The sequence below is a fragment of the Secundilactobacillus paracollinoides genome (assembly GCF_001702155.1).
In the GTDB taxonomy this organism is placed as follows: domain Bacteria; phylum Bacillota; class Bacilli; order Lactobacillales; family Lactobacillaceae; genus Secundilactobacillus; species Secundilactobacillus paracollinoides.
Map to the genome: position 1 here is coordinate 3,075,044 of NZ_CP014912.1, position 14,197 is coordinate 3,089,240.

Here is a 14,197-nt window from a genome sequence, read left to right on the forward strand (position 1 = left end):
GTAAGAAAATAACAGGTAACGACATTCCTCAGCAGTACCGTCAGCACAAGCCAAGGCTTGCCGTCCCACGCCTTAATAACATCACAAAAAAGACGTTCATCGCACGATCCATAACCGGATCCGCAATGAACGCCTTTTTTAATCATCATCATGGGTCAACTGATATTTACCATACCAAATCCCGAGAACCATCACGATCTCGAACAAGCCAAACGCCATCACGAAGCACTGCGCAAAGAAACTTTCAGGCAACACATTGATGACCGGATCAAATTGAGGGTTAAACAACCAATCAGAATTGCGAAACAGGACCTTATGAAATGCAATAAAGAACCCATTAAAGTTAACCAGCATCAATAACCCAAAGAACACCGGGATCACCGCCGCAATTTGAAACGTACGAATAAACAGCCATGCCTGCCGATGCCGCACTAACCGGACTGTAAAAATAACTGCCGGAATAATCGTTACAATCAGGATCACGTTATTTAATAAGAACAGGTGTTTAACATCGATGAAGTGTTGCAGTCCACTAGGAGACGTCGGGAAATCCATCATGTTCAGGTGATGAATCCACGGCAGTTCTAGGAAGCCTAAAAGCTGGTGATAGTTTGTCATAAGTCGGGACACTGACAAGCCTACCTGATGCGGAATCGTGCTGAAATTCAAATTCAACCGGTACAGCCAAAAACTGTTGATGGTCAAACAAATAATCAAGGATACCAACGCTAGGTAAACTACCGTCCATGCGATAAATCGCCGCAATCTTAACATCTACACCAACTCCCAATCATCCAGTGAATCACATTCAACAGTCGGCTGCCGGTCTTCACGAGCGACTTGCGCGCGTGTTGACAACCCGGTATACACGAGCAGTGTATCGATTCCAAAGTCCAAACCAGCCGTGATATCCGTGCGGTAGTTGTCCCCCACCATCACGACCTGATCCTTTCTAAGGCCACTACGTTGCAACGCATTTGCCATAATGATCGACCGGGGTTTCCCAATATATACCGGTCGTTGCTGGGTGGCATACGCAACCATCTCGACCAGCGAACCAGCGCCCGGTAACATGCCCAATTCGTTCGGAATATTTGAATCCGGGTTGGTCCCGATAAACGTTGCCCCCGCCCGAATGGCAAGAATGGCCAACGATAGTTTGTGGTAGGTGACATCGGAATCTAAGCCCACCACCACAAAGTCCGGATCGTGCTCCGTTAAGTGAAACCCGCGGTCTAAAAAGGCCTGGATCAACCCAATTTCACCGACAATATAAACACTGTCCTGGCCTGATTGGGCAATCTGTGCCACGTAATCGGCACTTGCTAACCCGGCCGTATACACATTATCTTCTGTAACGTGAATATCGTGGTTATCGCCTAAGTTGCGCACAACATCAGCGGGCAATTTTGTGGTGTTATTGGTCACAAACATAAAATTGGTATTGGTGTTCTGTAACCGTTCGATAAAGCGTTTAGCTGCCGGAATACGGCGTTTGCCTGCGTAGATCGTCCCGTCTAGGTCAATAAAGTACCCGTCGTAGTGTTTTGTCATGAAACGCGTCAGTCCTTCTTTTCTCTTATGGTAAAGCGCCGGTGCTTGCTATGGCCCACCGTTTTAACAGTGCCGTCACGTTTGCTCAACGGCGTCTGCTTCACCTCTTTGATTTGTTCAGTCACATAGGCGGTCTGCCGTTTAGACTGGTGGTTTGAATGGGCGTTATTCCGATTGTTGCGGTGTTGCCCATTGCCATTGGTGTTCGACGTGTTTTTCCGTGAATGAGTTGACCGATTCGAATTACGGCTCTGTTCGTGCCCACGTTGGTCGCCTGACTGTGAGCTGCGGTCATTCGTCTGGTTACTGGTACCGTTATTGTGAGTCCCATTGCGGTGACGACGGTTGTTGGATGAGCGCGGCTTGCGCTTTTTAGGTTCAACGACCCGCACATCCTGATTCTTCAGCACAAAATACGGGCACCCGATACTGCAATTTTCATCCAGGTAATCCTGCAGTGCCGTAATCTTAGCCTCAATGGGCACGTTGCGTTCTTCGCTGTAAAAACCGCGGAGTCGCAACTGACCGAATCCCCAGTCACCAACAAGGTAGTCATACTTTGAAAAATAGGCGTTGAACCGGTCGCTCAGTTCCATTTTGTCAAAGGCATCCCGGTAATTCGTCAGCAATTCGTACGGGTGGTCATTGATCTGGTAGTGGGTCTCGTCTTCACTGACGACCACGCCGCCAGCAGCTCTGCTCGTGCGGGTTTCCTCAATTAATTCTTGAAGTGTTTTTTTATCCATTGTTAGCCTCCTTCCCCGCTTGAAGTGGGTAGCGTTTTGCAAGATAATCGCTTAAAACGTTCCGTAATAGTTTACCATACATAATTTCATTTTGCCCAACGATACTGATCGTCGGGAAAAACGGAATGAACAGGTAGTGATCCGGCATCGCAACGGTGTAGTGCCGCACTGGCGAAAGCACTTCACCACGGTACAACACTTGCTGATCATGCGCATCGTAACTGATACCTGAATAGTTGATTGCGCCAAAAATTTTACCGCGAAAGCCCATGCCCTTAATTGGAAAACGACTGAGAAAAACGCGATTCTTTTCCATTTCCCGAATCAACCGCCAGAGGTCGTACCCATTTAATGTCACGCGCATGACGTGCATCGCGTGGGGCAACAGGTTATGAAAATCATTGGCGGTTACTTCACCAGCCGGCAGATCAGTCATAAACAGGCCGCCGTTAATAATGGCTGCATCCGTTTGCGCGTAATCTTCTAAGGCCGCCAATCCTTCGCTGGTGAGCCGTGAATGGCCCTCCCAACTATGTTCCATGGCAACTGGTAAAGTCGCAATTTTACGGGCAGCGAGCAGCTGTTCACCCTTGGTCACATAGCCATTGATCTCATCACGGTCGGTCGTTGCACGCTGCAGCGTCTCCGTTTTGACAACTGAGGCCTCTTTAGTCGAAATGTGGTGGTCCTTTAACGTCAGTTGAATCGTGCCAATATACTGACCCCATTTGCCCGCCGCAGCAAGTAACGATTGATTCACGTGTTCACCATGGACGAGTAAATGATGGGTGTGGGCACCAATGATGACGTCAACCTCTGGGTGTCGCTTGGCAATCATGCGGTCGACGTCGATGCCCAAATGAGACAGCAGCACCACAGCGTCGTACTGCCCCTCATACTGGGTCAGCAACCGTGGCAGCATCCGCTCCACTGAAATCGGCTGCCACCCCACCAGCGGATAGGTCAGTGTGTACGGGGCAGTCAATCCAAGCACCAGAACTCGCGTGTGTGCCGCTGTTTCAATGAGTTTTGCGGGCATCGCCCACTTTGGTTGCGTCTTGTTTGGCGCGGTCAGTAAATTGCCTAAAATGACATCAAAATTTGCTGCATCAAAGAGGTGATTGAGTTGCGATTTTGTGTTGCCAAGTCCCTCATTATTGCCAATCGTCACCCCATCGTAGTGGATCGTATTCATGAGGTCAACGTTGGCCTTCCCATCGGTGGCCTCCGTTAATGCATGCTCGCGATCCATCGCATCACCAATATCAAAGGTCAGGACAGTATGACCTGCAGCTTCGTAACGCGCCTTTTCCTCACTCAAAAAACGTCTGATCTGCGGCCAATTTTCAAGGTGAGAATGCAAGTCATTTGTGTGAAGGATCGTAATTCGTTCTACCAACTCCGTTTGGTCTTGCTTAACGTCTTTTTTGGAAGTCATCATATTTTCCCTTCACCATTTCTTCAACCTCGGCCATGGAAAACGGTGTCCCAAATGGCGGTTTTTCTACCAAATAGTCCGTTTCAGGCGTGTCCACGCCAACGTTGATATTTTCTTTGATCCCCACCGCGTAATGATGAATGTGGCCGTGGAGGTTGATGATCTGTTTAACAATACCCATCATCATCGGGTAGTGCGTCATGTAATATTGCCGGTGATTAACCTTGATCAAAACGCCAACATCGTGAAATGTAAACTTAGGTCTGCCACCATACTCGTAATTGTGAGCCGCTAAATATTTAAACAATGACCGGCTGTCGTGGTTGCCCTTGATCAGCACTAAATGCCCGTTGAGTTCGTTGAGCACCTGAAGAACCGCTTCATGAGAAACCTTTTCGGGTCGCGTAAAATACAACGCAATGTCGCCGAGATGGTACACCGTATCTTCAGGTGTGACGCGTTTGTTCCAATTATCAATAATCGTTTGGTTCATTTCCGCTACGTTCGCAAAGGGTCGCGGGGCAAATTTTGAATCACCTAGCAGATCCTTGTGAAAGAAATGCGTGTCCGCCGTAAAATAAGACTTCACGTAAACCCCTTCTTTGCTGCTTTATTTTTAAACAACCGATACGGATCGTTTTCATGACTAGTTTAACATGCCTGCAACATGAGTGGCCATATCTGGCGTTCACCCGAATTGTGGGCACAAACTCTGACTTCAATCATACGCCTTTCACTGCGGCAACAAAACTGTTCCATGTAAAGAAAAAAAGCCGATCAAAACGATCGACTTTTGTTCAGTCTAATCCCTATTCTGTTCTAAATCGTCTCGGTAACTTGCGTGGTCCTTAACTGTTTTAACCAGCCACAGCGCCACCAACCAGATGACTGAACCAATCAGCGCAATCAGCGTTTCTGTCTTGAAGACCAGGACAACCCCGACCATGGCAAGAAACAGGAGCACAAAATAATCTGAATAGGGTGCAAATGGCATCTTAAAGGTTAACTGTGCTTCCTGATGCGCGGCCTTGACCTCCCGACGATACTTCAAGTGCGCTAACACGATTGATCCCCAGATAAACAGGAAACAAGTCGTTGCCACACTTGAAATCAGCGTAAAGACCTTCCCTGGAATAAACATGTTCATGATCACCACGACAGCTATGATGGCTGCCGAAAACAACAAGGCGTTAACTGGCACCTGAGCCTTAGATAACTTACCAAAGCGTTTAGCCATTGGCGACTTGCCGTCATATGTCAGTGAAAACAGCATCCGCCCCGTTGTGAATAGCGAACTGTTGCAGGCAGAAGCGGCTGCGGTCAGCACAACAAAGTTAATGATGGCTGCGGCCGCCTTGATACCCACTGCGGAAAAGACCTGAACAAACGGACTCGTCGATGGCGAAATATAGTGCCAAGGATAAATGCACATCAGCGCTAATAGTGATCCCAAATAAAATAGGATGACGCGCATGGGAATTTCATTGATTGCCTTGGGAATAATTTTTGCCGGATCACTGGTCTCTGACGCGGTCATCCCAACCATTTCAATGCCGATAAATCCAAACAGTACCATTTGAAAGGATAGGAAGAATCCCTTCCAACCGTTCGCAAAAAATTTCCCAGCGAATAAATTGCTGACCGACGCATGGCCAACCGGTGTTTTAAAGTTAATGGCAACTAAAATGACGCCAGCAACGATCAACGCAATGATAGCAACGATCTTAATAATGGCAAACCAGAATTCCGTTTCGCCAAACGCTTTTACCGTAATGGAATTAATGCCAAGTAGAATCAACAGAATCACCAACCCTGTGACCCACTGTGGTAAATGCGGAAACCAAAATTTCATGTACAAGCCCGCCGCGGTTAGATCGGCCATCGCAATGGTGAGCCAACACACCCAATACGTCCAACCGGCAACGAAGCCCCAGCGTTCTCCCAAGTATTTCGTAATAAATTTGATGTAGGAGTGCGCGCTCAAATCAGATAACAAAAGTTCTCCTAGTGCACGCATCAGCAAGAAGCAGGCGATCCCAGCCAGCAGGTATGCCAGCAGGATCGACGGTCCAGCGGAATGAATCGATTCGCCGGCACCAAGGAACAACCCCGTCCCAATCGTGCCGCCCAGTGCAATCAGCTGCACGTGACGGTTTTTCAACCCTCGTGAAAATTCAGTTGTTGATGTCTCTTTGTCTGCCATGTCGCTCACTCCTTATGAATCACTATTATACACGGCAAAATGAGCATTCTTTAATGGACCGGACCAAATTAACATGATTATTCAACGACAAACACCGAAGAACCGCGTTATACCGGTGTCTTTGAAAATGATGAGGTTTTTTCAAGGTGAAGTGAAGAGAATTCATCAGAGCGTGAGGCAAGGCGGGTTAGGGGCAGAATGTAACGGACCCTGGCCGAAAAGTCCGGGCCTGACTTTTTGGCCAGAGTCCGTTACATTCTGCCCCGTGCCTTGCCGAACGCGTTTCAGCTACATAACAGAGAAAGAACCACCCTACAAAAATAAGAAGAAATCTGAAACCCAACAATCCCCAAAAAGGTCTAATCTCCCAAAAGAAACCAGCCCAAACCAAAAAAAGCCCAGGAAAAATTCCCAGACTTCCCAACTCAATAGAGCCGTACAGCTTATTTAGTCAACCGTTCAACATCACGAACGATCATCAATTCTTCGTTTGTTGGAATCAACAAGGTCTTAACAGTAGCATCCGCCGTTGAAAGATCACGTTCAACGCCACGAATGTTGTTCTTTTCAGAATCAACACCAATGCCGAAGTAGGATAATTGATCAGCAACTTCTTGGCGAATCGGGATATCGTTTTCACCAACACCGGCTGTGAAGACAATGGCGTCCACGCCGCCTAATTCAGCGATGTATTGGCCAACGTACTTCACGATCCGGTTGATGTACATATCACGTGCTAAGTGTGCCTTAGGATTTTCATCCTGAACCTTTTCAAGGTCACGCATATCAGCTGAGTATTCTGAAACCCCAACTAACCCTGACTTCTTGTTTAAGATGTCGATCATGTCATTAGGGTCCTTGATGTTCAACTTTTCCATCAAGAAAGTGACTAATGAAGCATCAATATCACCGGAACGGGTGGCCATCATGATACCAGCTAACGGGGTAAAGCCCATTGACGTATCAAATGACTTGCCGTTCTTAATGGCGGTAATCGAAGCGCCGGCACCAATATGCAACGTAATCAATTTCAAGTCTTCAAGCGGCTTGTTTAACATTGCAGCTGCCCGGCCAGCAACGTAACGGTGGCTCGTCCCATGGGCCCCATACTTACGGGCACCAAACTTCTCGTAGTATTCGTAAGGAATCCCGTACATGTAATTGACTTGTGGCATTGTGGTATGGAATGACGTATCAAAGACCGCCACGTTTGGGACATTTGGCAAAATCTTTTGGAACGTCCGGATACCCATTGCCTCAGCTGGGTTATGCAGTGGTGCGTACTCAGACAAGTCTTCGATCTTCTTTAAAGCATCTTCATCAACCAAGACAGAATCGGTAAAGAATTCACCACCGGCAACGACCCGGTGACCAACACCCGTAATTTCATCGTAACTTGCGATGATCTTCAGGCTCAAAAGCTGATCCAACATGATGTGGATGGCTTCTTCATGGTCCTTAACATCCTGAGTATTCTCGTATTTTTGACCGTCGCCATACTTAATGGAAACGAGTGAGTCACCCAGACCGATTCGTTCAATAGCGCCACTTGTGAGCACTTTTTCTGATGGTACCTCAAATAATTTAAACTTTAATGTTGAGCTTCCTGCATTAACCGCAAGTGTCTTTCCCATGTCTTAAAAGTCTCCTTTTTATTTACTTCGCAAGTAAGTCATTCAATTCCCAATCAACAATTTCAGCCATGAATTTCGAAAAAGCATCCTGATCTTTAAACGATGGGAATTCTCCCAGCATCACCTTGCCGGCCTGCTTGGCGTCGCCACCATGTCGTTGCAGTAACAAAACTGCTTTTTCTGATTCATTCGCGGCAAAGAGATCCTTCGGCAGGTTCAAAAAGGCCTGTAAATAAGCACTATCTTGCAACCATCCGAGTAACGTCTTTGCTTCTGCTGATTGGAAGAGCTGACTTGGTACCAAAAAGATGCCAAATCCGCCGGGCTTCACCGATTGCATGGCTTGTTCCAGCAATAAGTGATGCACGTAAGAGTGACCTTCCTTGGCACGTGTCTTAAAGTTGGTCACTTTTTGATCCAATGGATAATAACCAATTGGCAGATCCGAAACAACCAGATCCGCTGAGGTGCCTAATAGATCCCCCAGTGCATCTTGATGCCGCAGTTCTACCGGTGCGTGTTGAAGCGTCACGTTAATGTCCGCCACCGCTAACATTGAATCATCATTGTCAATTCCGATACCAGATATCTCATGATGAGTGGCATCGCTAAGCTGATTCATGATGGTCGTCAGCAGGTTGGCAGTCCCAACGGCGGGATCAAGAACAACGAGCTTCTGCTGATGTTCAACCAGCCGAATCACAAGGTAGCCCATCACCATTCCAATCGTATCGGGTGTTAATTGGTGATTACCCTGAATCTCGTCTTCCTTAATTGCCTTAAGCATGCCAAGCTGGATTGCCTGACGGATGCTTTCAGTTGCCAGTTGGTCCAAATGTACGTCGTCATAAAGCGCTTGCAATTGCTCAACAGTCTGCCGAGCCGGTTTGCCGTCTTCAACCTGGACATTGCCTGCAATCAGGTTATCGCCTGATTCAATAAAGGCGTCCACGTACGAAGTATCCAATGCCGAACGTAACAACTGGGCCGACTGATCAAGCACATTAAACAGTGCTTCAGTTTCTTTCAGAGCCAGTGTTGTCAACCTCCTCTGTGTTAAGGATTATCCACAGAATCTATCTTACAAATAAATGCTCACTAATTCAAGCAAACAATTTAAATTAAAGCCCGTCTTTACTTATGGGGAAGCGCACTGATTGCTTGTGAATAGTGCTTTATAAGGTCGTTGTAAGCATGCTGCTGTTGGGCATACCCCTGGACCTCTAATAGCAACAGCACCATTAATAACCCGAGAAAAGCAACAGCAACTAAAGTGACAAAGCCATTTCGTTTCATTCTTTTGCTCCTATGATGGTGGTGGCAGCGAATTTTTGGTGGGTCGATGTGGTCATGTTGAGAGCGAGATGGTGGTTATTTTCAGTGAATTTAAGATCGGTGACATGTTGCATTAACGGCACATAACCGCCACTCTTGGTAGTTACCATCACCTCATCCATATTTGGGCGGTACCGAATGATGTAATCCTTCTTTTCGATATTACTATGAACAAAAGCTTCATCGCCATCGATGTGGTCGAAATCAAATTCATGGCGGCCACCTTCAATGATTCCTAACAGGCCATACCAATCTAATTGCTCCGCATTTCGCTGTTGTTGATGGTTATTGACCCACTGATAACCCATCTGGAGCGTCAACAATGCTAAGGCTGTCACAAACAAGGCAATAATCGTTTCAACTAACGTAAAGCCACTTCGTTTCATTTCGAGTCACTGACCTTTTCTTCTGGCTGTTCAGGAAGCTTTGAAAGTGTTGACTCGTTTTCCGTTTCCGGCAACTCAGACGATGTGTCACGATTCGACGATTCTGAAACTTGAGAATCCTTAGCACTTTCTGAATGGGATGATGCCTCATCAGGCTTGGCTGACGCTTTATTTTTAGTCGTCTCTTCCTGCTTTGAATCTCGCATTCTTTGTTCTAGCTTGGGTGCTAAGGACTCATATTCTTGACGAAGCGCGTGAACACGCAACTGTTTTTCCTGAGAATGCTGCATCATTACCTGTTGTAACCCAACATATGTCAAAACACCTAATCCAATCAGTACCAGCCCAATTAAAGCATCACTTAGAATAAAACCTGAGCGTTTATTTCTTTTCAAGTCTGTATAACCCCCATCCCATTTGAACCGTTAATGTTCAATTACCATTTTTAAGTTTTGATCGAAACTGCAGTCTTTGTGGATCAGCATGACTATCTGCATAGATATCGACTTCGTGCTCGGGTCCAACGAGTGTGCTTGGATAATCCAGTTGGTGCAGCTTAGTTGGTTGCCCCTCCTTAAGCCCACTTTTAAAGACGACCTCATGTTGATGAAACGCAATTGAAGTACGCTGATTACGATATTTAGCTGCGTATTGTGCCTCCTGCCAATTACTGTTCAAAGTATGCCAAAAGGCTTGTTCCGCTCGTGGCGAATGATGGCTAAACGCCTGGCGTGTAGTCATACTTAAAATTAGTAAACTACCGACAATCCCCATAACCACTAACGATTCAACTAACGTAAACGCACTACGACTTGCTATTCGCTTTTGGGTCAACATGATTATCCTTAATCACTAATGTGGCAGTGGCCTTATTGAATTGTTTGTCAGTCAAATAGCCGCCATCTTTTAAGTCTTCTAAAGAACCTGAATTATTCATAGTTCATAAAAATCCCGTCAGTTTTCGTATTTTTTCGAAAACTGACGGGTATGTCTTTATCTTTTGCTGAAATACGATGTTTATCAGTTCTAGCTAGTGAGATCTTTCAACTAACTCAGAATTGCTTTGAACTTTTGGATACGCTTGTCCCTTGGTTGTACAGATTTTTTTAATTTTGCCGGTTATTCAATAGCCTGGATACGCTGTAGAGCCTGGTAGAACAGCCGATGGTAAACATGATACGAGCTCAGCCGCAACTGAATGCGTCGGCCAGTATGCACAACACGTGCCGCAACTTTGAATAAACGGATCCGCAATGTGCTAACGCACAAGCCGGAATCATGTTTTGTCAGTGCTAGCTGCTTTAAAAAGTTGACAATATTGTAAGCCAGTACACTAACCATCATCCGGGCAGCATTGGCATTAAACGTTGGACTATCAGTCTTATCGAAAAAGAAACCTGTTTTAGCTTCTTTGATGTAATTTTCCATTTGGCCGCGTTTGTGATACAGTTCGAAGGCAGTTTCAGCCGTTAAATTAGTCAGATTAGTGACGATAAATTCATGTGAAAAGATCAGTTCACCAGCTACTCGAGTTGATTTAATATAAATCTGCCGTGGCTTAGGCCACGATGCTGATTGATAGATTTCAGAGTAGTAATGAGTCTCTTCCTCTTGCCACTGGGTTTGATCACTGATCTTGACGAACTTTTCAGCTAGATTCTGTAATTTTCGATTGCATTTGAGTCGAATAATGTAAAACACATCGTTGGCTTCACAGACATCGTAAACTTCTGGCGTGGCGAAGCCACTATCACCACGAACCAGAATGTCAGTCGTGGGCAGCTGAGTTTGATAATGCTTTAATAGTGGTGTTAAAAAAGCTTTTACATCTTTGCTGGTGTAGGCATTTCCAGGACGCAAGACAGCTTTCAATAAGTTACCATCTTGATCAGTTGCCAGTAATGGATGATATCCTTCAGTACCATAATGTGCGTTGTAGTTAGTGGCTTCCTGTTTGCCATAAGTGTCTGAGTGAGTCGAATCGATATCAATAATCGTGGCTGTCTGGTTGGTTAATAGTCGAACACGGTCGATCAAAGCCTCATTTAAAGTCTGTAATGTGCTAACACTATCTTTATCAAAGCGTTGCCAAAAACGTGATATTGTTGCTTGTGAAGCCAAAGACGGTTTATCCAATAATAATTTAAAAAGCGGTTCTTTTTCTAAAGAAGTTGCCGCAGAATCTGCGCTATAACCAGCAATAATCTGAAGAATTAACTGTTTTAAGATACTAGAATTACTGTGTTGACAATATCGTCGCTGGTCATTGAACCTCAATAGTTTGTCGGCCAAGATGGTGAACTGGAATTTTGCCATCAGCTCTACACACAATGTTAGCCCGCCATCGGAAGATAATTGACCACCCGTATGCGATACTAAAATGTTTTTGTTGAAATTTAATGCCATTTCCTGTAAAGTTTTCAATATAGAGTCCTCTTCTCTCATGTGGTTTTGTTTAGCAATTTAACTATACCAGAGCTGGGGCTCTTTTTGTGTACTTAAAAGGTGAAAATACAAAATACCCATCAAACGCGTGATTCATGTGTTTGATGGGTATTTTGCATATCTTTGTGAATAAATCAGGAAGAAGCTTCTTTATCAATACTATTTGCCTTACCAGAATCCGCATCCGTTTCTTGATCCTCTAAATAAAGATTAACCTGCGTCTGCACCATCGTCTGCAAGGCCTCTGAATGCACCGTCGTCGCGTGGTCCTTTTGCTTCGTAATGTTGGGTACAATAATCAGGATCAACAAAGCGATAATAAAAATTACGATCGACATTTCTAAAAGTGTAAAGCCTTTACGTTTTTGTTGCTTTCTCAATTTAGTCATTAACTAAATCCTCCAATCATTTGATACATCGGCAAAAACAAACTGACATAAGTCCCAACAATCAGCGACCCGACAATTAAAAATGCCAGTGGCTGAATGAGACTCATCAACGTTTCCAACCGGTGCTTTAGGCGTTCATAATAAATTTCTGTCAGGGCAGCCAGTTCGGCGCCCATTTCTTCACGGTTCTTGCCCGTCTCCAATAAGAGACGCAGTTCCTTAGGCACAAACCGATATTTTGCTAATATTGGCCCAAGCTGCTGGCCCTGTTTAAGCTGTGTATCCAGTTCGTCTCCGAGTTGGTATAGCAAGGTGGTCGGCTTCGCATCCTTAACTGTCACCAAAATATCCTGCAGCCCTAAGCCACCCTGAACCATAATGGCTAAGATGGATAAGAGATAGTAACCGTAATAGGTGCGCATGACCCCACCAATAATGGGCAGCCCAGCCAGTTGCTGCGTTCGTTTTAAGGCAGGTGACTGCTTGATCTGCAACCAAATACCGACACCCAACAGGCCAAGCACCAGCCCAGCAATACCAAACCATAGACCATATCCCGTCGTCGCTGGCGCATCCGTTAGCTCCCGAATCTCTGGAAACACAAAAATTTTAAGTCCAGTGAACACGACTGCTAAAATAAGCATCAACACAAATGGGTATTGCAGCAACCGTTTAATACGTTCTTTACGCTGATGGGCCGTAGTCAGCAAGCGACTGATCTGACTGAGACTTTGACTTAGCTGACCGTGTTTTTCCGCTAACTTTAACTGCGTACTGATCTGTTCATCAATGTAGGGTTCAAACGTTCCGCTGATGGACTGCCCATCCTGTAACTGCTGATTGATCTGTCTTAAATCAGCTAGATGCGTCTTAAAGACCACTTCACAAAATTTAAACGCATGCCGGACCGAAAAGCCAACCTTCAACAGATCGCTGACCATTTGAAAAACGTCCGCCTGAAACTTCGCGGGCCACGGCTTAACCTTCTTTGAAGCGGTCGGCTGTTGTGCCTGTGATTTGACCGGTTCGCTCACAATCATCGATGTATTGCCTCCATTCTGGGGTCATCCCCGTTTTTGTCACCCAGTCACTGGTTACTGGCCCTCGTTTGAGATCCAGCAGTGCGGCAGTCTTCATCTCGATGCCTGGCAGCAACCGCTGATACGCGACTCCCGTAACTGCCTGATGAATTGCCGCTTCTGGAATGCCAAGTTGACGTAACCGCGTAATGATGCCGTAAACGTTCAGCGCATGCACTGTACTAAATACCAAGTGGCCACTAAGCACCGCATCAATTGCGGCCTGCGCAGTTTGTCGATCCCGAATTTCTCCAATAATCAGCACATCCGGCCGGTGTCTTAGCGCGACTTTAATCAGGGACTCGTATGACATATCCGCCTCATTGTTGACCTGAAGCTGCAAGAAGGACGATTCCGTAATTTCTACTGGGTCTTCAATCGTCAATACCGACTGTTGCTGACTCAAAGGCCGTGCGAGTTGAAAGATCGTGGTCGTTTTTCCAGAACCCGTTGGACCCGCAAATAAAATCAGTCCGCGTAGCCCACACCATTCCTCCAAGGTCGTCCACTGTTCCGGCACTAAGAACTGTGTCTGCTGTTGACCTAACGGAAATAGCAACCGGATAACGAGTGACTCTTGTTGTAAGAAATTACCAACACTGGATAATCTCAAATGAATCTCAGTCCCGTTCAGTTGAACCTTCATCGCACCTAATTGTGGTCGCCGCGTTTCAGTGATGGCCATATCAGCACGATATTTAAAATGGGCAATGAGTTGAACACCGGTTTCTTTTGGTAAACTTTGGATCATCATCAATCCATCGATTCCGTGTTCATACACAACGTAGGCATCTTCCCGCGGTAGAATATAAAGATCGGAGCTACCGGCAGTCATGGCACCTTGTAATAGCTGCTGGCCTAATGCTTCAATCATGATTATCACCTCCATACCCAATAACTACGTAAAAGTTTCTGGAACCACGAAAAAAGTCACGATTTTTTTCGTGACTTTGGGTGGGACTGTATTGACGTTGGTGTAGCGGGCTGT

At 45.8% G+C, this 14,197-nt stretch carries 16 protein-coding genes; all 16 read right to left on the reverse strand.

Translation table 11 applies throughout. The annotated features are described in order from the left end of the window. Window positions 1-138: 138 nt before the first annotated feature. The 16 genes from AYR61_RS13570 to comGA all read right to left on the reverse strand — a co-directional run bounded on the left by AYR61_RS13570 (window position 139) and on the right by comGA (window position 14,083). Complete coding sequence (locus tag AYR61_RS13570) at window positions 139-774, reverse strand: TIGR01906 family membrane protein (RefSeq protein WP_054712234.1); 636 nt, start codon at window positions 772-774, stop codon at window positions 139-141. Next, window positions 775-1,554 carry a TIGR01457 family HAD-type hydrolase gene (locus AYR61_RS13575; RefSeq protein WP_065903529.1) on the reverse strand — a complete coding sequence of 260 codons (780 nt, stop codon included), beginning with the start codon at window positions 1,552-1,554 and terminating at the stop codon, window positions 775-777. It abuts the gene before it with no gap. Window positions 1,555-1,562: 8 nt separating this feature from the next. Further along, complete coding sequence (locus tag AYR61_RS13580) at window positions 1,563-2,300, reverse strand: YutD family protein (protein WP_054712230.1); 738 nt, start codon at window positions 2,298-2,300, stop codon at window positions 1,563-1,565. Next, window positions 2,293-3,741 (reverse strand): bifunctional metallophosphatase/5'-nucleotidase, encoded by a 1,449-nt coding sequence (locus AYR61_RS13585; protein ID WP_225353327.1) that lies wholly within the window; start codon window positions 3,739-3,741, stop codon window positions 2,293-2,295. Before AYR61_RS13585 ends, AYR61_RS13580 begins: the two co-directional genes overlap by 8 nt. Next, the gene (locus AYR61_RS13590; RefSeq protein ID WP_054712227.1) at window positions 3,716-4,327 is read right to left on the reverse strand and encodes a metallophosphoesterase family protein; all 612 of its coding nucleotides are present in this window, start codon (window positions 4,325-4,327) and stop codon (window positions 3,716-3,718) included. The genes AYR61_RS13585 and AYR61_RS13590 overlap by 26 nt, the downstream gene beginning before the upstream one ends. A 213-nt stretch (window positions 4,328-4,540) precedes the next feature. Further along, a complete protein-coding gene (locus AYR61_RS13595; protein WP_054712225.1) occupies window positions 4,541-5,941 on the reverse strand; it encodes an amino acid permease in 1,401 nt (466 codons plus the stop codon). 443 nt (window positions 5,942-6,384) lie between these two features. Further along, on the reverse strand, window positions 6,385-7,575 hold the full coding sequence (locus tag AYR61_RS13605) for an acetate/propionate family kinase (protein WP_056987226.1): 1,191 nt from the start codon (window positions 7,573-7,575) through the stop codon (window positions 6,385-6,387). Between the two features lie 22 nt (window positions 7,576-7,597). After that, the gene (locus AYR61_RS13610) at window positions 7,598-8,620 is read right to left on the reverse strand and encodes a class I SAM-dependent methyltransferase (RefSeq protein WP_318529566.1); all 1,023 of its coding nucleotides are present in this window, start codon (window positions 8,618-8,620) and stop codon (window positions 7,598-7,600) included. An 89-nt stretch (window positions 8,621-8,709) separates the two neighbouring features. After that, on the reverse strand, window positions 8,710-8,871 hold the full coding sequence (locus AYR61_RS15225; protein WP_156770493.1) for a hypothetical protein: 162 nt from the start codon (window positions 8,869-8,871) through the stop codon (window positions 8,710-8,712). Then, on the reverse strand, window positions 8,868-9,296 hold the full coding sequence (locus AYR61_RS13615; protein ID WP_065903533.1) for a competence type IV pilus minor pilin ComGF: 429 nt from the start codon (window positions 9,294-9,296) through the stop codon (window positions 8,868-8,870). Before AYR61_RS13615 ends, AYR61_RS15225 begins: the two co-directional genes overlap by 4 nt. Next, entirely contained in the window at window positions 9,293-9,691 is a 399-nt protein-coding gene (locus tag AYR61_RS13620; RefSeq protein ID WP_065903536.1) for a type IV pilus modification PilV family protein, read from the reverse strand. Before AYR61_RS13620 ends, AYR61_RS13615 begins: the two co-directional genes overlap by 4 nt. A gap of 37 nt (window positions 9,692-9,728) precedes the next feature. Next, window positions 9,729-10,037 carry a hypothetical protein gene (locus AYR61_RS13625; protein ID WP_054712220.1) on the reverse strand — a complete coding sequence of 103 codons (309 nt, stop codon included), beginning with the start codon at window positions 10,035-10,037 and terminating at the stop codon, window positions 9,729-9,731. A 378-nt stretch (window positions 10,038-10,415) separates the two neighbouring features. Then, window positions 10,416-11,720 carry an IS1380 family transposase gene (locus AYR61_RS13630; protein ID WP_065901982.1) on the reverse strand — a complete coding sequence of 435 codons (1,305 nt, stop codon included), beginning with the start codon at window positions 11,718-11,720 and terminating at the stop codon, window positions 10,416-10,418. A 155-nt stretch (window positions 11,721-11,875) separates the two neighbouring features. After that, complete coding sequence (locus AYR61_RS13635; RefSeq protein ID WP_056987445.1) at window positions 11,876-12,130, reverse strand: prepilin-type N-terminal cleavage/methylation domain-containing protein; 255 nt, start codon at window positions 12,128-12,130, stop codon at window positions 11,876-11,878. Then, window positions 12,130-13,170 carry a type II secretion system F family protein gene (locus AYR61_RS13640; protein ID WP_056987444.1) on the reverse strand — a complete coding sequence of 347 codons (1,041 nt, stop codon included), beginning with the start codon at window positions 13,168-13,170 and terminating at the stop codon, window positions 12,130-12,132. The genes AYR61_RS13635 and AYR61_RS13640 overlap by 1 nt, the downstream gene beginning before the upstream one ends. Further along, window positions 13,109-14,083, reverse strand: coding sequence for a competence type IV pilus ATPase ComGA (gene comGA, locus AYR61_RS13645; protein WP_191982256.1), 975 nt, complete (start codon window positions 14,081-14,083; stop codon window positions 13,109-13,111). The genes AYR61_RS13640 and comGA overlap by 62 nt, the downstream gene beginning before the upstream one ends. Window positions 14,084-14,197: the final 114 nt, after the last annotated feature.

Excerpts from the sequence above, each read along its gene's own strand:
- comGA (WP_191982256.1), bottom strand. The coding sequence starts at position 14,083 with ATGATTGAAGCATTAGGCCAGCAGCTATTACAAGGTGCCATGACTGCC.
- AYR61_RS13605 (WP_056987226.1), bottom strand. The coding sequence starts at position 7,575 with ATGGGAAAGACACTTGCGGTTAATGCAGGAAGCTCAACATTAAAGTTT.
- AYR61_RS13625 (WP_054712220.1), bottom strand. The coding sequence starts at position 10,037 with ATGACTACACGCCAGGCGTTTAGCCATCATTCGCCACGAGCGGAACAA.
- AYR61_RS13580 (WP_054712230.1), bottom strand. The coding sequence starts at position 2,300 with ATGGATAAAAAAACACTTCAAGAATTAATTGAGGAAACCCGCACGAGC.
- AYR61_RS13585 (WP_225353327.1), bottom strand. The coding sequence starts at position 3,741 with ATGATGACTTCCAAAAAAGACGTTAAGCAAGACCAAACGGAGTTGGTA.
- AYR61_RS15225 (WP_156770493.1), bottom strand. The coding sequence starts at position 8,871 with ATGAAACGAAATGGCTTTGTCACTTTAGTTGCTGTTGCTTTTCTCGGG.
- AYR61_RS13595 (WP_054712225.1), bottom strand. The coding sequence starts at position 5,941 with ATGGCAGACAAAGAGACATCAACAACTGAATTTTCACGAGGGTTGAAA.
- AYR61_RS13615 (WP_065903533.1), bottom strand. The coding sequence starts at position 9,296 with ATGAAACGAAGTGGCTTTACGTTAGTTGAAACGATTATTGCCTTGTTT.
- AYR61_RS13640 (WP_056987444.1), bottom strand. The coding sequence starts at position 13,170 with ATGATTGTGAGCGAACCGGTCAAATCACAGGCACAACAGCCGACCGCT.
- AYR61_RS13575 (WP_065903529.1), bottom strand. The coding sequence starts at position 1,554 with ATGACAAAACACTACGACGGGTACTTTATTGACCTAGACGGGACGATC.
- AYR61_RS13635 (WP_056987445.1), bottom strand. The coding sequence starts at position 12,130 with ATGACTAAATTGAGAAAGCAACAAAAACGTAAAGGCTTTACACTTTTA.
- AYR61_RS13570 (WP_054712234.1), bottom strand. The coding sequence starts at position 774 with ATGTTAAGATTGCGGCGATTTATCGCATGGACGGTAGTTTACCTAGCG.